At 41.7% G+C, this 20,521-nt stretch carries 18 protein-coding genes and 1 pseudogene; 16 read left to right on the top strand and 3 right to left on the bottom strand.

Going from position 1 to position 20,521, the window contains the following annotated elements; all coding sequences use genetic code 11:
* From BN35_RS13950 to BN35_RS09600, 10 genes and pseudogenes are all read left to right on the top strand, one after another.
* Positions 1-258, top strand: a pseudogene (locus BN35_RS13950) (hypothetical protein); the annotation flags it as partial.
* 40 nt (positions 259-298) lie between these two features.
* Positions 299-1,231 carry a hypothetical protein gene (locus BN35_RS09640; RefSeq protein ID WP_025073064.1) on the top strand — a complete coding sequence of 311 codons (933 nt, stop codon included), beginning with the start codon at positions 299-301 and terminating at the stop codon, positions 1,229-1,231.
* A 462-nt stretch (positions 1,232-1,693) separates the two neighbouring features.
* Positions 1,694-3,082, top strand: coding sequence for an MATE family efflux transporter (locus BN35_RS09635; RefSeq protein WP_025073065.1), 1,389 nt, complete (start codon positions 1,694-1,696; stop codon positions 3,080-3,082).
* Complete coding sequence (locus BN35_RS09630; RefSeq protein WP_025073066.1) at positions 3,054-3,695, top strand: cytidylate kinase-like family protein; 642 nt, start codon at positions 3,054-3,056, stop codon at positions 3,693-3,695. Before BN35_RS09635 ends, BN35_RS09630 begins: the two co-directional genes overlap by 29 nt.
* Before the next feature lie 7 nt (positions 3,696-3,702).
* Complete coding sequence (locus tag BN35_RS09625) at positions 3,703-4,209, top strand: metallophosphoesterase family protein (RefSeq protein ID WP_004349809.1); 507 nt, start codon at positions 3,703-3,705, stop codon at positions 4,207-4,209.
* A gap of 7 nt (positions 4,210-4,216) precedes the next feature.
* Positions 4,217-4,483 (top strand): hypothetical protein, encoded by a 267-nt coding sequence (locus BN35_RS09620; RefSeq protein ID WP_025073067.1) that lies wholly within the window; start codon positions 4,217-4,219, stop codon positions 4,481-4,483.
* The gene (gene rfbB / locus BN35_RS09615; protein ID WP_028901238.1) at positions 4,480-5,628 is read left to right on the top strand and encodes a dTDP-glucose 4,6-dehydratase; all 1,149 of its coding nucleotides are present in this window, start codon (positions 4,480-4,482) and stop codon (positions 5,626-5,628) included. Before BN35_RS09620 ends, rfbB begins: the two co-directional genes overlap by 4 nt.
* Before the next feature lie 13 nt (positions 5,629-5,641).
* Positions 5,642-6,052, top strand: coding sequence for a sugar 3,4-ketoisomerase (locus tag BN35_RS09610; RefSeq protein ID WP_025073068.1), 411 nt, complete (start codon positions 5,642-5,644; stop codon positions 6,050-6,052).
* Complete coding sequence (locus BN35_RS09605) at positions 6,045-6,983, top strand: GNAT family N-acetyltransferase (RefSeq protein WP_025073069.1); 939 nt, start codon at positions 6,045-6,047, stop codon at positions 6,981-6,983. The genes BN35_RS09610 and BN35_RS09605 overlap by 8 nt, the downstream gene beginning before the upstream one ends.
* Complete coding sequence (locus BN35_RS09600; protein ID WP_025073070.1) at positions 6,980-8,083, top strand: DegT/DnrJ/EryC1/StrS family aminotransferase; 1,104 nt, start codon at positions 6,980-6,982, stop codon at positions 8,081-8,083. Before BN35_RS09605 ends, BN35_RS09600 begins: the two co-directional genes overlap by 4 nt.
* Before the next feature lie 123 nt (positions 8,084-8,206).
* Here BN35_RS09600 and BN35_RS09595 read toward each other — a convergent pair whose 3' ends face one another.
* Positions 8,207-8,815, bottom strand: a complete 609-nt coding sequence (locus BN35_RS09595; RefSeq protein ID WP_025073071.1) for a porin family protein — start codon at positions 8,813-8,815, stop codon at positions 8,207-8,209.
* A 906-nt stretch (positions 8,816-9,721) separates the two neighbouring features.
* Here BN35_RS09595 and BN35_RS09590 point away from each other — a divergent pair.
* The 6 genes from BN35_RS09590 (at position 9,722) to BN35_RS09565 (ending at position 15,947) form a co-directional block, all read left to right on the top strand.
* On the top strand, positions 9,722-9,946 hold the full coding sequence (locus tag BN35_RS09590) for a DUF4492 domain-containing protein (protein WP_008124255.1): 225 nt from the start codon (positions 9,722-9,724) through the stop codon (positions 9,944-9,946).
* A 12-nt stretch (positions 9,947-9,958) separates the two neighbouring features.
* Positions 9,959-11,521: a cytochrome ubiquinol oxidase subunit I gene (locus BN35_RS09585; RefSeq protein ID WP_025073072.1), complete on the top strand. Its 1,563-nt coding sequence runs from the start codon at positions 9,959-9,961 to the stop codon at positions 11,519-11,521.
* A gap of 19 nt (positions 11,522-11,540) precedes the next feature.
* On the top strand, positions 11,541-12,683 hold the full coding sequence (locus BN35_RS09580; protein WP_025073073.1) for a cytochrome d ubiquinol oxidase subunit II: 1,143 nt from the start codon (positions 11,541-11,543) through the stop codon (positions 12,681-12,683).
* 361 nt (positions 12,684-13,044) lie between these two features.
* Positions 13,045-13,695 (top strand): endonuclease III, encoded by a 651-nt coding sequence (gene nth, locus BN35_RS09575; RefSeq protein ID WP_025073141.1) that lies wholly within the window; start codon positions 13,045-13,047, stop codon positions 13,693-13,695.
* Positions 13,696-13,698: 3 nt separating this feature from the next.
* Complete coding sequence (locus tag BN35_RS09570; RefSeq protein WP_028901239.1) at positions 13,699-14,409, top strand: DUF2461 domain-containing protein; 711 nt, start codon at positions 13,699-13,701, stop codon at positions 14,407-14,409.
* Positions 14,406-15,947 carry a ComEC/Rec2 family competence protein gene (locus BN35_RS09565; RefSeq protein WP_028901240.1) on the top strand — a complete coding sequence of 514 codons (1,542 nt, stop codon included), beginning with the start codon at positions 14,406-14,408 and terminating at the stop codon, positions 15,945-15,947. Before BN35_RS09570 ends, BN35_RS09565 begins: the two co-directional genes overlap by 4 nt.
* A gap of 16 nt (positions 15,948-15,963) precedes the next feature.
* Here the strand turns inward: BN35_RS09565 and BN35_RS09560 are convergent, their stop codons facing one another.
* Entirely contained in the window at positions 15,964-16,755 is a 792-nt protein-coding gene (locus BN35_RS09560) for an ABC transporter ATP-binding protein (protein WP_025073140.1), read from the bottom strand.
* 164 nt (positions 16,756-16,919) lie between these two features.
* On the bottom strand, positions 16,920-20,252 hold the full coding sequence (secA, locus tag BN35_RS09555) for a preprotein translocase subunit SecA (RefSeq protein WP_025073139.1): 3,333 nt from the start codon (positions 20,250-20,252) through the stop codon (positions 16,920-16,922).
* Between the last annotated feature and the right edge of the window lie 269 nt (positions 20,253-20,521).

The following is a 20,521-nucleotide window of genomic DNA, read 5'->3' as shown; positions in this document are numbered from 1 at the left end:
TTCTCAAAACAAAAAATAACGGCAAACATTGAAGAAGAACGAACTGTTGCGCAGAAACCAATTGTTCTCAATGGACATGTGATGTATCAAGGGCTTGCATCATCATCTGTCGTAAGAGTTTTCACCCTCAACGGAGTAGAAGTAGCACACTACAAAGCCGATTCGCAAGGTTGTGTGGATATTGATGTCTCAACCATGCCACATGGCGTTTACATTTTCCATTCAAATAAAAATGTAATTAAAATTGTCAATAAATAACTTTTATAGAAAACATTATAAACCATCATTCACAAGAAATATGAAAAGAAAAATCATTCTCTCGTTTGTTTTATCAGCTATTGCGATAAGTATCAACGCTCAAGAATACAACATGAAGGTAAACAAAGTAAACGGTGAAGTACTTACTATTGCAACAAGCGAAATCAAAGATGTCGTGTTTGAAGAGATAAAAGGCAAGGAGGAAGAGCCACAAGATGAACCACGCTTTATTACCATGGGCGGTAAAAAATGGGCAATGGGGAATCTTGTTTATGATAATGGAAAGTGGAGAATTGCTGCCAACCAATGGGAGTACTTCAATGCTGTCTATGGAAGAGCTGGCGAAGGAAATACCAAATGTAACCTCAGTGATACGCAAGTAGATCATTTCAGATGGGGAGTATTAGGTAATGCAGCCATAACACAGGGTTCTGACGTTGTAAAGGCCTTTGGTAATGGGGCTTGGGATATCTACAACATCTCTGGAAAAATGTATAAAGATATTGATTGTAAAGATGAGACCAAGAACTTCGACGAAGCAAAATATGGTGATTTGGCATTTTGGGCTACGAAAGGTAAATGGCGCATGCCGTCTAAAGCCGACTGGAATTTCTTAAAAGATGGGTGCGATTGGCAGTTAGGTTATATTACTTTAGATAACGGCAATCAACTTTATGGCTGTCTGATTACAGAAGCGGCAGGAGATTTTGGCGAAACAAATACCATAGCTAAAGAGTTCTCGAAAGATGAAGTAGAGAAAAATCTCTTTTTGCCATTAGCAGGGTATCGCTTTGAAAACAAGATAAAAAATGCTGCATATGGCGGTTATTATTGGACAAGCCAACTGTTCAATAAAATAGATAATTATGCTTTTGAAGTATCGTTCGACCGCGATGGATTCTACATTAATCAAAATGGCGGCGATGCTAATAATGGAAACTGTATCAGACCTATCTTGGTAGAAACCAAATAATAAAAGCTGTTTCAACTAATAATGAAACAACTCTTTATGACACCTTGGAAGTAAGAAACTTTCTGACGGAACGTTTCTTACTTCCATTTTTTTATACTAACTCTCTTTAGGCTGGTTCTATAAATTAGCTTTGTTAGATTTTGAGCTTATTTTTGAGGTCAAAATGCAAGAGAGTGAAGGAGTGTAGCGAGCTACACGACTGAACGAACTTACATTTTGAACCAAAAAGAAGCCAAAAGATAACAAAACGTATTTCATAAACATTTGATGAATATGTGCGGTGGTAATTTATAGAACCAGCCTTTATTCGGATACACATACATCAACTTTTACATGATATGTATCGCCCTAACTGCTACGGCTTTGAAATGAAAGGACAACAGGTGGTTAGTTTTATCTTTATATTAATGTCTAAAGTATAGAATATTTTCGTATTTTTGCAAAGATAATAAGGAGATGTTCATGGATAATAAATCAGCGACATTAGAATTAGGTACTAAACCTGTAGGGGCACTACTGATGCAATACGCCATGCCAGCCGTGATTGCCATGACGGCATCCTCATTGTACAACATGGTTGACCGTATCTTTATTGGACAGGTAGTAGGTCCCATGGCTATTTCAGGATTAGCTATTACCTTCCCGTTCATGAACTTGTCAGCCGCCTTTGGTGCTGCTATCGGTGTGGGATCGTCTACTGCTATTTCTGTAAAGTTGGGACAGAAGGACTACGATATTGCCGAGAATGTATTGGGAAACTCTGTTACATTAAATATTATTATTGGACTTGCCTTCGGAATTATCTGCTTACTCTTTTTAGATCCCATTATCCTATTCTTCGGAGCCAGTGAAAATACCTTGCCTTATGCACGAGACTATATGGAAATTATCTTAATAGGTAACATCATATCTCACATGTATTTTGGTATGAACAACGTGCTGCGTGCTGCCAGCAAGCCCAATCAAGCTATGTACGCCACCATGTTTACGGTGGTCATGAATGCTATTTTGGACGCAATCTTCATTCTTTGGTGGGGCTGGGGTATTCGAGGAGCCGCTTTTGCAACGATTATTTCACAAGCCATGGCATTGGTTTGGCAGTTCAAGTTGTTTAGCAACCCCAACGAGTTGTTACATCTAAAAAGAGGTATCTATCGCCTCAAATCAGATTTGGTGAAAAATATCATCGGCATTGGCATCTCTCCTTTCCTGATGAACGCTTGCGCTTGTATCATTGTTATCTTCATGAACAATCAGTTTGTACGCTATGGAGGTGACATGGCAGTTGGAGCTTATGGCATCGCCAATAGTATCGGCGTGGTTTTCATCATGTTCGTCATGGGCATCAATCAAGGAATGCAGCCTATTGCTGGCTACAATTACGGTGCTATGCAGCTCGATCGGGTGATGAGGGTTTTAGAGTTATCCATTATAGCTGCCACAGTTATCATGACCGTTGGTTGGGCTATCGCCATGTTTATACCTTACTATTGTGTGCGTCTCTTTACAAACGACCCGACACTCATTGCGATGTCTATCAAGGGTACACGCATTGACCTGCTGATGTTCCCTGTTGTCGGGGCACAAATGGTGATTACCAACTTCTTTCAATGTATCGGAAAAGTAAAAATTAGCATTTTCCTGTCTTTATCCAGACAGTTACTTTTCCTGTTACCTCTGTTGGCTATCCTACCTCCCATCTTTGGATTAGATGGCGTATGGGGCGCTTTACCTGCATCAGACCTTGTGGCGGTGATTGTAGCGGTGATAATGATGACGATTTATATGAAGAAATTCAAAATACAACATAAAGAATCTACCAATGGAAAACAAGGACAAACTGATTATTAATATTGGGCGCCAAGTGGGCAGTGGTGGCCGCATTATTGCCAAACTGCTTGCCGATGAGTTTGAATGTCAGTTTTATGACAAGGAGATACTCAATTTAGCTGCCAAAGAAAGTGGGTTCAGTGAGAAGTTTTTTGAGCAGAATGATGAGCAACGAGGATTTATTCAAACCTTATTCAGCATGCACGCTCCGCTCATCAGTGATAATAATTTTTACAACAATAAATTCTCACAAGATGGCTTGTTTCAGTTTCAAAGCGAAGCCATTACTAAGGCTGCCGATGAAGGCAGTTGTGTTTTTGTGGGACGAGCCGCCGACTATGTGCTGCGAACTTATCCAAACGTGGTAAACATCTTCATCACTGCCAACATGAAAGACCGCATCAAATTAGTTTGTCAACGATTAGGCTGTGATGAAAAGGATGCAAAGAAGTTGATTATCGACAAAGAAAGTGAACGCGCTTCTTATTACAATTACTACACTGGAAAGAAGTGGGGACACAGTTGTAGCTACGACCTCTGCATTAACTCGAGCTACATGGGATTGGAGAAAACAGCAAAATTCATAGGAGACTATATTCGCGTGCGGTTTGGATATAACTCTAAAGAAAGGTAAGGCGTAAATGAAAAGAATTGGTATCATCAGTGACACGCACGCCTATTGGGACGACAAGTACGAGAAGTATTTTGCCGAATGTGACGAGATATGGCATGCTGGCGACATTGGCTCATTGGAGGTGGCACAAAAATTGGCTGCCATCAAGCCGTTAAGGGCTGTTTGTGGGAACTGTGACGGTGGTGACTTGCGACGGATGTATCGTGACAAACTGCGTTTCAAGTGCGAAGATGTGGATGTACTGCTGACCCACATCGGCGGCTATCCCGGCAATTACGCCCCACAAATACGCAGCTTGCTGTTTGCTTCGCCACCTCAATTGTTCGTTTGTGGACACTCGCATATACTGAAAGTCCAATACGACAAAACACTCAACTTGCTGCACATCAATCCCGGTGCGGCAGGCTTACAAGGCTGGCACCGTGAAAGAACGCTGATAAGATTGACCATAGAAGGCAATAAATTCACCGATTGTGAAGTTATTACATTAAGTGATAAGAACCATCATCCATAAAACACAGATGAAAAAAGCACATACCTATTTATTCCAATTTATCGTACTGACTGGCGTGTATTATGGAATACGACTCCTGTTCGATTGGGGTAGTGAATATCATTGGCAAAATTTGATGATTGGGAGTGCCTTGTTTGGAATGACCATGATGTTGCTCAATATCTATTCCGACTACAGAGAAGAGAAAAAACGAAAGGAAAAGAATCAGGAATATTTGGAAACTTACGATAAAGTGATTAAAGACAAAGATCATAAAAAACAACAAGAAATATGAAAACATACTTAGTTACAGGAGCCGCAGGCTTCATCGGAGCCAACTTCATCAAGTATTTGCTTGACAAAAAGTACAAGAACGAAGACATCAAGGTGATTATACTGGATGCGCTGACCTACGCAGGCAATCTCGGTACTATCAAGAATGACATTGACAACAAACGTTGTTTCTTCGTGAAAGGCGACATCAGAGACAAGGATTTGGCAGACAAGTTGTTTGCTGAACACGATATAGACTTTGTCGTAAACTTTGCCGCTGAGAGTCATGTGGACCGCAGTATCGAGGACCCACAATTGTTTCTTTCGGTGAATATACTTGGTACTCAAAACCTCATGGACGCTGCCCGAAGGGCTTGGGTCACGGGCAAAGACGAACAAGGTTATCCCACTTGGAAAGCCGGCAAACGCTATCATCAGGTTTCTACCGACGAGGTATATGGCTCATTGGGCGCAGAAGGATACTTTACAGAACAAACCCCGCTGTGTCCGCACAGCCCTTATAGCGCGTCAAAGACCAGTGCCGACATGATTGTCATGGCTTATCGCGACACCTATCGCATGCCCGTGAGCATCACACGTTGCTCTAACAACTACGGTCCTTATCACTTTCCAGAGAAGTTGATACCGCTCATTATCAAAAATATCCTTGAGGGTAAGCAACTTCCTGTATACGGCAAAGGCGACAATGTGCGCGACTGGCTCTATGTAGAAGACCACTGCAAAGCCATTGACATGGTGGTGCGAGAGGGTAAAGAAGGCGAGGTGTACAATGTAGGTGGACATAACGAGATGAAAAACATCGACATTGTGAAGCTCACTATCAAGACCATTCACGACATGATGCAGCAGGATAAAGACCTGCGAAAGGTGCTGAAGAAGCAAGAGGTGGATGAACAAGGCAACATTAAGATTGATTGGATTAACGACAGCTTGATTACTTTCGTTGCTGACAGATTGGGACACGACCAGCGTTATGCTATTGATCCTACAAAGATAAAGAACGATTTGGGGTGGTATCCTGAAACCATGTTTGCCGATGGAATCGTGAAAACCATCAAATGGAACCTACAACATCAGGATTGGATCAACGAGGTAACCTCTGGAGACTACCAAAAATACTACGAACAGATGTACGGTAACCGATAAGAAACACGAGCAGTTGGAAGCGAAAATCATTGACTTAGATAAGATCGTTGACCCCAGAGGAAACCTAACCGTTGCCGAAGGTTGCAAAGATGTGCCCTTTGATGTAAAGCGGGTGTACTGGGTGTACGACGTGCCAGCAGGCGAAAGTCGTGGCGGACATGCTCATAAACGGTGCAAAGAGTTTTTAATTGCATTGAGTGGCAGCTTCCACGTAACGCTCGACAACGGCAAGGAAAAGACTTCTATACTGTTGAACCACCCTTATCAAGGGCTGTTTGTCGATACTGATACATGGCGGACGTTAGATGACTTCTCGTCGGGAGCAGTATGCTTGGTATTGGCATCTGAACCTTTCGACGAAGAAGATTACATTCGCGATTATCACTCGTTCATGGAATATATCAAGAACAAACCTGATGTTTGAGATAAAACGATATGCACCAACAGACAAGGAGCGTTGGAACAGCTATGTGAGGGAGGCAAAAAATGCTACCTTTCTGCTTGACAGAGCCTATATGGACTATCATCAAGACAGGTTTGCGGACGCTTCACTGCTCTTTTACAAGGAGGGTAGGCTGTATGCGCTGTTGCCTGCCCACATTGCAAACGACACCTTATATACACACTTAGGATTGACATACGGTGGTCTTATCATGGACGATCGGGTTACCGCTTCCGACACGTTATGCCTTTTTGAGGAACTTAACACATATCTTCGCACACAGCATATCAAGCGAGTGGTGTACCGTCCCACGCCTTCTATCTATCACCTAATACCTGCCGAAGAGGATTTGTATGCACTCTTCAAAGTCTGCAACGCCCAATTAGTGGCACGCAACATTTCTTCCGCCATCCATTTGTCACATCCCTTGAAGTGGAGTAGAGACCGAAAATACGGCATTAACCGATGTGCAAGAAATGGCATAGAGATAAAACAGAGTACAGACTTTGCCGTCTTTTGGCAAGTATTGGATGACAATTTAATGAATAAATACGGTGCGAAACCCGTTCATAGCTTGCAGGAAATAGAACTGTTGCACCAACGTTTCCCTCATCACATCCAGTTGTATGTGGCTTGCAAAGATAATATGGTGTTAGGAGGAACCGTTCTTTATCTCACGCCCAACGTGGTGCATACGCAATACATCTCGGCATCGCCCGAAGGAAAGCAACTGCGTGTCATCGATGGTTTGTTCCATTTCTTACTTCATCAATCGTGGGACGAACAACAATATTTTGATTTTGGCACGTCTACTCTGCAAGATGGGCACCTGCTCAACGCCTCACTCATTCATCAAAAAGAGGGGTTTGGCGGTCGTGCTATATGTTATGACACTTATCAGTGGGAGGTATGATACCCTATTTATCTTTACAACGAGTAACCAATGAACACTTGACAGAGATACAACAAGCTGTCAATAAGGTAGTTGAGAGTGGTTGGTATCTGCAAGGGCAAGCGGTACAAACGTTTGAAAAACAATATGCCGACTACATTGGCACGCAACATTGCGTGAGTTGTGCCAACGGACTGGATGCGCTCACCCTTATTCTCAAAGTCTATATCGAACTGGGAATGATGCAGGCGGGCGATGAAATTATCGTGCCTGCCAATACTTATATTGCTACTATCCTCGCCATAACAGCCAACCAGTTGGTGCCAGTGCTGATAGAACCACGCATGGATACGTTTCAGATCGACGACACCAAGATAGAAGAAGCCATTACCGAGCGCACAAGTGGCATCATGCTGGTGCACCTCTATGGACGTTGTGCATACACCAATCTTATCGGCGAGCTTTGCCAAAAATATCATCTCCAACTCATAGAAGACAATGCGCAGGCACACGGATGCCGCTACAATGGCAATCAGCGCACTGGCTCTTTAGGCAATGCGGCTGCACACAGTTTTTATCCTGGCAAGAACTTGGGAGCTTTGGGTGATGCAGGTGCCGTAACAACCAATGATAGCGAACTGGCAAACACGATAAGAACTTTGGCTAATTATGGTTCGTCGCAGAAATATGTGTTTCCCTACAAAGGACAGAATAGTAGGATGGACGAAATACAGGCAGCTGTGCTGAGCGTGAAACTAAAATATCTTGATGCGGATAATGCACGTCGTAGCGCCATTGCACAGCACTATTTGTCCAACATACACCATCCTTTGATCACGCTCCCACAGGGATGTGGCGAGGATAACGTGTGGCACATTTTCCCCATCCTAACTCCACAAAGAGACAAGTTACAGCAATTTTTGTTGCAGCAGGGCATCCAGACCGTTATTCATTACCCTATTCCGCCTCATCAGCAAGGTGCTTACAAGGAGTGGAACCACCGTACATACCCGATTACCGAACGCATTCACGAACAAGAATTGAGCATTCCACTCAACCAAACACTCACCGATGTAGAAGTGAATACGATTGTCAATGTACTGAACTCTTATCCTACCTGAGCCACGGGCAGACGATAATAGCATAAAAAATGCACCTCCATATAATAAGGAGGTACATTTTTATCCTAACTTAATAGTTAGATACGGAATTATAGGAGCATATTTTGACATGCTCATATCGCATTACAGTGCAAATTTGTAACCAACTGTAATCTGGAAAACGCTATTCTTACTGCTGTCTTCGTCAATAATCTTGGTTACTCCCCAATTGTATCGTGCATCAATATTTATATTGCTGAACTCATAGGAAACACCCACGGGAATAGAGACATCAACCTTATTCACTTTGGCATCAATTCCCGCAGCTTTAAGAGATTTCTCTAAATCAACCTCTGCGTTGACACCATTCTGTGAAACTTTGACTTTATTGTTGATTAAAAAGCCTGGTTGAATACCTAACTTCACAGCAAATCCATTAGCCACATAGACGTTAGCAAGAATGGGAACATTAATATAATCTAACTTTACTGTTCCATCTACATCGCCTATTTTTCCCTTAGCTCCCTGCATAGAGTAAAGTAATCCACCCGAGAAACTAACCATGTCCGTAGCCTGCACTTCTACTTCGGCACCAACAACTGGCGCAAATCTTGAGTCGGCATCACCATCATTTGTAAGCGAAGCTATGTTCAAACCAACTTTAGGTTGTAAGGTAACCGTACCTTTGTCACGCTGTCCGTACGCTGCAATTGTTATCAACATAACGCATGCACTTAAAATAACTTTTTTCATATAAGATAATTATTATAAATAAATTAAACTTATGCAAAGATACACAAACAACGTAACACTCCAAACGTTAACGATAGATTTTTCAGGAAGAAGTCATTTTTTATTTTCTTCTTGTAGGATAGACGATGAAAGCGAATGCGCAATGATGCTGCACTGGGTGGAGTGTGTTTATGTGGACATGAAAACATCCAAAGTAGGAGGGATGCGTACCCCGACTATCTCAATGTGTTAGGTTGCTGAATCCATGCTGCGAAAAGGCGTTTTGTGAACAATAAAAAGACTCAAATAAATAAGAAAAAAAATTACAAGTACCCCTTCATAGCTGCCATATTTTGAAGCAACCTGCTCTTTGCTTGCAAATATCGAAGTTTTGGCGAAGTTTCGAATTTTGTTGATTATCAAGATGATACAAATAATAGTCACCTATATTCGACCTTTTTACCTGCATTTTTGCATGACATAACGGCTTTTTTCGCTGTTATCAACATGCAATAACCGCATTAACTCATGTGAACAGCATGCTTAACCCATGTGAACAACCGCCTTATCTCCATGCTTTAGCACAAACGAGGCTTTTTCACGGTTCTATTTTGCCATCATAGCATTGGCTTTGCCTATCGTTTTTTTCTATTTCATCATTTTTCAACGCCCATTTTATTGTCATTTTTTAGGACAAATAAAATAGAAAAAGAGGTCGACAATGAACGCAAACAGTGCAAGTAGTTTCCTTCATGAGAGGTGTTGTTGAATCAAAAGAAAAAACAGTTTTTCACCATCTACCACCTTATATATATAAGGGAGCTTGGGTGAATACATGTAAAAAAAGCAAGATTTTTAATTTTTTTTTCGGAAAAAGTACAACATTAAATTAATTTTGCTAACTTTACACCGCATAAACAACTTACTATGAATAAAAAGAGCTTCCTCTACAGAGCTTTTGATTTATACTATGATGGTTTCAAAAACATGACACTGGGTAAAACCCTGTGGGCTGTCATTATTATCAAACTCTTCATTATGTTTGCGGTATTAAAATTCTTTTTCTTCCCAAACTTCATTCATCAAAATGCCAAAGATGGAGGAGAGGCAGATTTTGTTTCGAGCGAGATGATAAAACGAACAATTCATTAAATATTTAACATTATGCACAATCTGTTATTAGAGATTTCGGCACAGACGATTGATTGGTCACGTGCCCAATTTGCTTTAACAGCCATTTATCATTGGCTTTTTGTTCCACTGACATTAGGTCTTGCCGTTGTCATGGGCATTATGGAGACTTGTTATTACCGTACACGTGATCCTTTCTGGAAGGATGCCGCACGTTTTTGGCAGAAACTGTTTGGTATCAACTTCGCTATGGGCGTGGCTACTGGACTTATCTTGGAGTTTGAGTTTGGTACCAATTGGAGTAATTACTCTTGGTTTGTAGGCGATATCTTCGGTGCGCCATTGGCTGTTGAGGGTATCATTGCCTTTTTCATGGAGGCTACCTTCGTTGCTGTGATGTTCTTTGGTTGGAAGAAAGTTTCACCTGGCTTCCACTTGGCATCTACTTGGTTAACAGGTCTGGGAGCAACGATATCAGCTTGGTGGATTTTGGTAGCCAATGCATGGATGCAATTACCAGTAGGACAGGAGTTCAATCCAGACACAATGCGTTTCGAGATGAATTCTTTCATGGAAGTTGCTCTATCTCCGTTCGCTGTCGATAAGTTCTGTCATACAGTTACTTCATCTTGGATTATTGGTGGAGTATTCACTGTAGCTGTTAGTAGTTGGTATTTGCTCAAGAAGAGAGACCACAAATTGGCGATAGCAAGTATGAAGATTGGTAGCATTGTTGGTTTAGTGGCAACATTGTTAGCGTTGATTACTGGACACAGTTCAGCTATTCAGGTAGGTAAGGTTCAACCAATGAAGTTGGCAGCCATGGAAGCGCTTTATAATGGAGGAACGAGTCAAGGCTTAACTGTTTTTGCTGCTGTGAATCCTTTTAAGCAACCTGATTATACCAACCAACAACAACCACCTATGAAGCTGGAGCTTCCTAAAGGTTTGTCATTCTTAGCAACTTTAGATTTTGATGGTTATGTTCCAGGTATCAACGATATTTTGAACGGATATACCAAACCTGATGGCACGCAAGTAATCTCTGTTGAGGAGAAGATGCAGCGTGGTCGTATGGCTATCGCAGCTTTACAGGATTACCGCAATGGTAAAAAAGATGAAGCCACAAAGCAGGCTCTGAAAGACAACATGCCTTACTTCGGTTATGGATATGTAAAGTCACCGCATCAGGTGGTACCTTGCATTCCCGTTAACTTCTGGGCTTTCCGCTTAATGGTGGGCATAGGAATGTTGCTCATTCTCTTCTTTATTTGTTCTTTGTTCATTGTATACAAGAAAGACATTGTCAAACACCGTTGGTTGTTGATTTCGGGCATCGTTTTATTGCCTTGTTCTTACATCGCATCAGAGTCGGGTTGGCTTGTTGCAGAGTTTGGACGTCAACCTTGGACTATTCAAGATATGCTTCCAACATGGGTAGCTATTTCTGACATTAAACCAAGTTCTGTTATTGTCACATTCTTTATTTTCTTGGTACTGTTTACATCGATGTTAGCAGTCGAGATAAATATTCTTTGCAAGGCTATTAAAAAAGGGCCAGAGAATAGTGAGATTTCAAACCATGTTGAATTATAATTAGAAAGGTATAACAATGATTACATATAGTTTTTTACAGCATTACTGGTGGTTTCTTGTTTCTTTGTTAGGAGCCTTACTGGTTTTCTTGATGTTTGTTCAAGGTGCTAACTCTTTGGTTTTCAACCTTGGAAAGACTGAACACGAGCGTAGAATGGTGATAAATAGTACTGGACGCAAATGGGAAATTACCTTTACTACCTTGGTAACGTTTGGTGGCGCTTTCTTCGCCTCATTTCCTTTGTTCTATAGTACCAGTTTCGGAGGTGCTTATTGGTTGTGGATGATTATCCTCTTTTCTTTTGTTGTTCAGGCAATCAGCTATGAATTTCAAAACAAGTTGGGTAATTTCTTAGGCGTAAAGACTTTCCAATGGTGTTTAGTAATCAATGGTATTTTAGGTCCTGTATTGTTAGGAGGCGCTGTGGCTACCTTCTTCAATGGGTCTAATTTCGTTGTCGACAAAATGAATATTACCAATAGTGTAGCTCCTGTGATTAGCCATTGGGCAAATTATAGTCATGGTTTGGATGCATTGTTGGATATTTGGAATGTCGTATTAGGTTTGGCAGTTTTCTTCTTAGCACGTATTTTGGGTACCCTCTATATTATAAATAATGTGGCAGATGAAACTTTACGTGGACGTAGTCGCAAACAACTGATTTACAATACCGCTGCTTTCTTACTTTTGTTCCTTCCGTTCTTGATTAGAACTTTGTTGAAAGATGGCTTCGCTTACGATCCTGCCACAGGAGTGATTTCTATGGAATCAATGAAGTATCTGTATAACTTGTTGGAGATGTGGTATCTGGCAGTTGTGCTATTGGTGGGTGTTGTGTTGTTACTTTTTGGTATCGTCAGAACCGTTTTGTGCAATAACTACATCAAGGGAATTTGGCCAGCAGGTATTGGCGTTGTGTTAGTGGTACTCGTTTTGTTGCTCATCGCAGGATGGAACAACACAGCCTACTATCCTTCTAATGTTGATTTACAGAGTTCTCTGACCATTGTCAACAGTAGTAGTAGTGAATTTACGCTTACAACGATGTCGATTGTTTCGCTCTTCATTCCATTTGTCTTGGCTTACATCGTTTATGTATGGTATGCCATGGATAAAGACAAAATTACGAAAGAAGAAGTGAAGCAAGGAGATGTTTATTAAATCTGTTGACTAATTTCAAAACTGAATGTGACTAAATTCATCATCTACGAGAATTTAGTCACATTCTTTTTGGATAGCTCCCTTTTTCCTACTCCTATTTGATCAATACTTAAGGCTGGTTCTATAAATTAGCTTTGTTAGATTTTGAGCTTATTTTTGAGGTCAAAATGCAAGAGAGTGAAGGAGTGTAGCGAGCTACACGACTGAACGAACTTACATTTTGAACCAAAAAAGAAGCCAAAAGATAACAAAACGTATTTCATAAACATTTGATGACTATGTGCGGTGGTAATTTATAGAACCAGCCTTAAAACCGTTCAGATTCTTTGCTAATGTCAAAATCATTTATTAAATTTGTGTGATGACACGAAAAGAAAGATACAAATACATCCTCGATTATTTCAAGGAAATATCGCCAGAGGTCACCACAGAATTAGAGTTCGGTTCTGCATTTCAACTATTGGTGGCCACCTTGTTAAGTGCTCAATGTACTGATAAGCGCATCAATCAGGTAACGCCTGCGTTGTTTGCACGTTATCCAGATGCTCTTTCAATGGCACAAGCCACACCCGAAGACATTTTCACGTATGTGCGTAGCGTGAGTTATCCAAACTCGAAATCTAAACATCTGGTGGAGATGGCTCAAATGTTGGTGCGAGATTTTGATGGAGAAGTGCCAGATAATACGACAGATTTGGTGAAGTTGCCCGGCGTAGGACGCAAAACAGCCAACGTGGTTCAAGCCGTTTGGTATGGAAAGGCTAAAATAGCGGTGGATACTCATGTGTATCGAGTGAGTCATCGATTAGGATTGGTTTCTCAAAAATCTAACACTCCCTTAAAAGTTGAGTTGGAATTGATGAAATATATCCCAGAGGCGGATGTGTCAAGTGCACATCATTGGCTTCTTCTTCATGGACGCTATATTTGCCAAAGTTTGCGACCTAAGTGCGAGAAGTGCCCGTTTGAGGCTATTTGTCCCAAACGCATGAATTTTTCTAAATTAGGATAACCCATGGATATTAAAAGAATTTTACACTATTTGGAGGAAATTGCTGCCAATAACAACCGAGATTGGTTTCAAACCCACAAGAAAGAGTACTTGTTGTGTCGTCAACAATTTGAGGAAGGAGTGACTGAGGCGATTGCTACTATTGCAGAGTTTGACCCTACGGTGGCGCATGTCACAGCAAAGGATGCTTGTTTCCGGTTTAATCGTGACACTCGTTTTTCGCCCGACAAATCACCCTACAAACGACATTTTGGTGCTTATATCAGTGCAAAGGGCAGAAAGTCCTTGCATGCTGGTTATTACATTCATCTACAGCCAGGGCATTGCTTGTTGTCTGCTGGCGCTTATTGGTTGCCAACTCCTATATTGACTTCTTGCCGAAATGAAATCATGGGTCATATCGACACTTGGCGTGAATGCGTTGAGAATGGAAAGTTTGTTAATTATTTCGGCTATGCCAACGAAGGTGTTTGGAACGATGGACAGGCGTCTCAGAAAGGTTTTGGAATCTCATGCTTAAAGACTTGTCCCAAAGGTTTCCCCTCTGATTACGAATTTATAGAATACCTTCGTATGAAAGATTATGCTTGTTGGCACCGGGTAGATGATGACTTCTTTGATGGGAACGATTGGCTTCTTCCTATGGCTAAATTATTTAAGGTGGCACTGCCTATGATGCAGTTTACGAATAACGTCATTGATGATTATGAATGAAAAGTGCTGATTGGCTTCAGTTGCATCCCTTATTAAAAATAGTATTGGCTTTCATCATCGGTTTGGTGATTGCCCATGCCTTTAACTTTGGAACTTTTGCTCTATGGTGGCTTTGGTTAGGGATAACGATAGTTGCGTTATTAGTTGCCTTGCTATGCAGAAGTCATGCCCGTTGGCAAGGAGCGTGTATCTTTGGGGCATTTATTTTCTGGGGAATGTCTCTTTATACACTTCAGGATTGTCGGTCGGATTCATCTCTTCCCACTGGTGAGCAGGTTGCTCAAGGAGTCATTATGAGTCCGTTGATATCTAAAGGAAAGGTGGTACAATGTGATGTGTTGCTAACGAAAGGCTTGTTGTCAGGAAAGAAAGTGAAAGCCTCTATTCTCAAAGATACGCTTCAACGGCATTATCAGCAACTTGGTATTGGGAGTGGTATTGTATTTCGTGCTGTGTTTCATCGTTTTGAAAATCTAAAATCTGAATCACATTTTGATTATTCACAATGGATGTTTCTGCATGGATATCAAGCCCAAGCCTTTATTTATTTCACCAATTGGCAAACTTGTGCTGTTGACTTTCATGACTTGCCGCGTGTAGAGCGTCTACGTTTGTTTGCTCAACAAGTACGTTCTCGTTTGTTGCAAATTCTTGAACGGCAAGGTCTTCACGACCAAGACTATGCTGTCATTGCTGCTATGACCTTAGGAGATAAGTCCTCCTTGTCCAAGTCTACCAAGGAACTTTACTCCATAACGGGTACATCTCACTTGTTGGCACTTTCGGGTTTGCACCTTAGTATTCTGTTCGGGTTATTAAGTGTTGTCTTTGGGAGGCGTCACCTTCTGAACGTTGTTATCGTCATTCTCACGATTTGGGCTTACATCTTCTTAACAGGTATGTCTTCAAGTCTTCTACGGTCTGGACTTATGTTGACGCTTTATTCATTAGTATCTTTGCTGAACCGTCACCGTATGTCATTGAATGCGCTATCTTTTGCAGCCATAGTGATGTTGATGATTCAGCCCATGTTGTTGTGGGACGTCAGTTTTCAATTGTCGTTTATGGCTGTGTTAGCTATTTTAATTTTATACCATCCCATTTATCATTTGCTACCCTTGCATTGGCTTCAAAGCTCTTCCTTTATCCGATTGTTATGGGGAATGATGACAGTTTCTGTTGCAGCGCAAATAGGTACAGCACCGTTGGTGGCTTATTATTTCGGACGTTTTTCTTGTTATTTCCTATTCACCAATTTGATAGCCGTTCCTCTCACCACTTTTATTTTATATACAGCCTGCTTGGTGTTCATGTTGTCCTTTTGGACATCGGCACAAAATATTGTTGCCAAGGTCATGGCATGGACAGCACAGTGTCTCAACCAACAACTCTCTGCCATCGCATCGTGGACTGGTGCCAGTGTTGAAAACATTCATCTCACAGCCATACAGGTCTTGGCTATCTATCTGCTGATAGGCTGTGGTATTGGATTCTTGGTTTATTTATCTAAGAGTTACCGTCAATCCAAAATCTATTGAATATGCTTTTTCAAGCCTATTCGTTGCTCATTTCTCTATTGAAATAAGCTTCTAAGTCTGCTTCTGCTTTCTGATTTTCGTTGGGCAAGTCTTTGATAATCTTTCCTTTCTCAAGCAAGATGACTCTTGTTGATATCTCTATGGTATGTTGTAGGTTATGACTGCTCACCAAAATTGTGGCATTTGTCTGCTTGTGGTAATCTAAAATGATTTTCTTGAGCAGGTTTTGACTGGATGGGTCAAGGAAATTGAAAGGTTCATCCAAGATAAGTAGTTGGGGATGTGCAATCATTGCTGCAATAATCCCTATTTTTTGTTGATTTCCAGCAGAGAAATCACGAATCAATTTCTTTTGTCCAAGTATTTCACCATCCATGAGCTGCGCCATTGAGTTGAGAAAACTTTGTAATTGCTCTGTTGGAAGATGGTTTACTTTAGCGATGAAATCAAAATATTCTTCAGGTGTTAAAAAGTCAATTAAGAATCCACTATCAATATAAGCACCCGTTAATGCCTTCCATACTTCTGTTTCAGAAGGTGCGATCCATGTCAAGCTGGTTGAATCTTGTGCCGACGTTATTGGTTTCGTAGAGACTGTTTGCTTTGTCTCTTTCTCATCAAATCCCAACAGAACCTGCCCCTCGTCTGCCTTTTGTAAATCCAATAACAGTCTGAACAAAGTTGTTTTACCAGCGCCATTGTTGCCTACCAAGCCTATCACTTCACCTTTGTCTATCTCCAAAGAGGGGATATCGACAGCTGTTTTTTCACCAAATATCTTTTTAAGATCAGTAAGTTGTATCTTCATAAGGTTGATTTTTCTTCGTTTGACATCATGTCATGAAATGCGTAGATGTTTGCACGTGAGGGTTCGTAACAGTAGAGTGCGTGTCGTTATACAGAAAGATTGCTGACGGGCAAGAACTATCTATTCTTGTTCATCGTCAGCAATCTTCGTTCTACTGCTTGTCACTAACGGAGGTTTCTACCGTGACAATTTTTGAATTTCTTACCACTACCACATGGACATGGGTCGTTTGGTCTTGGCATCTTATCTTTGATATACGGAGTTCGGTTCACTTGTTGTGCACCTTCTCTCGTGTCTTGTCTCGCTGCAGCTGCTTGATTTGGATCGGTGAGATCTTCTTTCTGCTCGTTGTAGCGTTGACTCCTTTGTTCTGGAGCAGCCTCTTGCACTTCTTCGTGTTGCATTTCAGGAATTTGTGCACGCATCAAGATGCTGGTTGTTTGGTTATTCATCTCGTCAATCATGCTGTCCCAAAGTTTCGCACTCTCCAGTTTGAAGATAAGCAGAGGGTCTTTTTGTTCGTACGAAGCATTTTGCACACTGTGCCGCAAGTCGTCTAATTGTCGCAGATTCTCTTTCCAGTTTTCATCAATAATGTGCAACAAGGTCGATTTCTCGAACTGCTTCACAACGTCCTTTGCTTCCGTGTCGTAGGCTTCTTTCAAGTTGCAGGAGATTTGATACATTCGCTTGCCATCGGTCAGTGGCACTGCAATGCGCTCAAAGCGTTCGCCTTGTTCTTCTTGCACTTGTTTGATGACGGGCCAAGCTACAGCCTGAATGCGGTCTGACTTGCGTTTGAAAACCGCCATGGCATCTTGGAAAGCCCGTTCAGCCAAAGCGTTTTTATCACCTGCCGTAAACTCTTCTTCCGTAAAGGGAATCTCCATTGCCAACACTTTCAAGAACAATTCCTTGGCTTCTTGATAGTCGTTCGAGCCAACAATGTTGAGACAACGGTCCCAAATAATATTGGTAATATCCATTCCGATACGTTCTCCCATCAAGGCGTGGCGACGTTTCTCATAGATGACTGTACGTTGTTTGTTCATCACGTCATCGTATTCGAGCAAATGTTTACGAATACCGAAGTTGTTTTCCTCTACCTTCTTTTGAGCTCGCTCAATACTCTTGGAAATCATCGGACTCTCAATGCGTTCGCCTTCCTTGAATCCAAGTCTGTCCATGACTGAAGAAATACGCTCTGACCCAAACAGACGCATGAGTTTATCTTCCAGGCTCACATAGAATACTGAACTACCAGGGTCACCTTGACGTCCTGCACGACCGCGCAACTGACGGTCTACACGCCGACTCTCGTGTCGCTCTGTACCAATAATCGCAAGTCCTCCTGCTTCTTTTACTTCAGGAGAGAGCTTGATGTCTGTACCACGACCTGCCATGTTGGTAGCAATTGTTACAGCCCCTAAGCCGTTGATGGACTGACCAGCCTGTGCTACAATGTCCGCTTCTTTTTGATGTAGTTTCGCATTCAGCACGTTGTGAGGAATCTTTCGCATGTTGAGCATCTTGCTGAGCAGCTCCGAAATCTCTACAGAGGTGGTACCTACCAAGCAAGGGCGTCCACTATTTCGCATCTGTTCTATTTCGTCAATGACGGCAGCATATTTCTCACGAGCGGTTTTGTACACACGGTCGTCCATATCATTGCGCTGGATAGGACGGTTGGTCGGTATCTCTACCACATCCAATTTGTAGATATCCCAAAATTCTCCTGCCTCCGTAGAAGCAGTACCTGTCATACCTGCCAACTTATGGTACATGCGGAAGTAGTTTTGCAGCGTAATGGTTGCAAAGGTTTGTGTGGCAGCTTCCACTTTTACATGTTCCTTTGCCTCAACTGCTTGATGCAATCCATCGCTCCAACGGCGGCCTTCCATGATACGTCCTGTCTGTTCGTCAACGATTTTTACTTCGCCATCCATTACAACGTATTCATCGTCTTTGTTGAACATGGTATATGCCTTCAGCAACTGCTGCAAGGTATGAACACGTTCACTTTGCACACCATAGTGGGTCAACAGTTCATCTTTCTTATCAATGCGCTCCTGATCAGAAAGATTTGTTTCGTTCTCTAATGCCGAAAGTTGAGCCGTGATGTCTGGCAGTACAAATAGTTGATTGTCATTCACCTGTTTAGAGAGCCATTCTGTACCCTTATCTGTCAAGTCACAGCTGTTCAGTTTCTCGTCAACAACGAAGAAGAGTGGCTCTACTGCCTTTGGCATCTCACGGTTGTTGTTCTGCATGTAGTACTCTTCTGTTTTGAGCATTCCTGCCTTGATACCTTCTTCCGAAAGATATTTAATGAGCGGTTTGTTCTTTGGGAGAGATTTATAAGACCGGTACAGAGCAAGGAAGCCCTCTTCTGTCTTCTTCTGATCTTTGTTTGCTTGTCCCTCTGTAATGAGTTGTTTGGCTTCAGCTAAGAACTGAGTAGCAAGTTTTCGCTGCACATCAACCAGTCGTTCTACCAGTGGTTGATATTCTTCAAACATCTGGTCATCGCCTTTTGGGATAGGTCCACTAATAATCAAAGGAGTACGTGCATCGTCTATCAATACCGAGTCTACCTCATCCACAATGGCATAGTTATGGGCACGCTGTACCAAGTCGGCTGGAGAAATCGCCATGTTATCACGCAAATAGTCAAAACCAAATTCGTTATTGGTACCAAATGTGATGTCTGCCATGTATGCTTTCCTACGCTCTGGTGAGTTCGGGCGATGCTTATCAATGCAGTCTACGCTCAATCCATTAAACTCGTATAGCGGTCCCATCCACTCCGAGTCACGTTTTGCCAGATAGTCATTCACCGTTACTACGTGAACGCCGTTTCCTGTCAAAGCGTTTAAGAATACGGGTAGGGTAGCGACTAAGGTCTTTCCTTCACCCGTAGCCATCTCTGCTATCTTCCCTTGATGAAGGGCAATACCACCAAAGAGCTGTACATCGTAGTGTACCATTTCCCATTTCAAGTCATTTCCACCAGCTGTCCAGTGATTGTGATAAATCGCTTTGTCGCCATCAATGGTCACAAAATCCTTAGAAGGGTCGGCAGCTAACTCACGGTCAAAGTCGGTGGCAGTGACCACAACTTCTTCGTTTTCTGCAAATCTTCGAGCGGTGTCTTTTACAATAGAAAAAGCGGTAGGCATGACATCATTCAGTGCCTTTTCGTATATTTCGAGTGCCTCTTTTTCCAATTTATCTATTTCTTCGAAGATGGGTTCACGCTCATCGATAGGTGTCTCTTCGATGTTGGCTTTCAGTTGCGCAATTTTATCCTTTTGCGCTTGTGCGGCATCCTGTACATACTTTTGTATCTCTTTGGTTTTGGCACGTAGCTCGTCATTGCTCAGCTTTTGTATGTCGGGATAAACCTTTTTCACTGTTTCCACCAAAGGTTGAATCAGTCGCATATCTCGGCTCGATTTGTCGCCAAACAATGATTTTAGAAATTTATTGATATTCATTGTATCTATTTATTTGTTTTTATTCTCTATATAATAAGGTGATGCAAAATTACGAATAATATTTGTTAATTTGCTATTTCTCTTTTATTTATTTGGTGGTGTCCCCAGATGTTTGAGTAAGTCTCTTTATGTCAATGACTTTCTATCTTGATATTTCCTCTTTTCTTCTTTCTTTAGCATGGATTTATTATCTCATTGACTTAAGCTCCTTATCTCCATGAGTTAATCGCCTTATCTCCATGAGTTAATCGCCTTATCTCCATGAGTTT

The sequence above is a fragment of the Hoylesella timonensis 4401737 = DSM 22865 = JCM 15640 genome (assembly GCF_000455445.1).
In the GTDB taxonomy this organism is placed as follows: domain Bacteria; phylum Bacteroidota; class Bacteroidia; order Bacteroidales; family Bacteroidaceae; genus Prevotella; species Prevotella timonensis.
The sequence above is the reverse complement of the archived record's forward strand: the minus strand, read 5'-3'. Positions and strand labels throughout refer to the sequence as shown.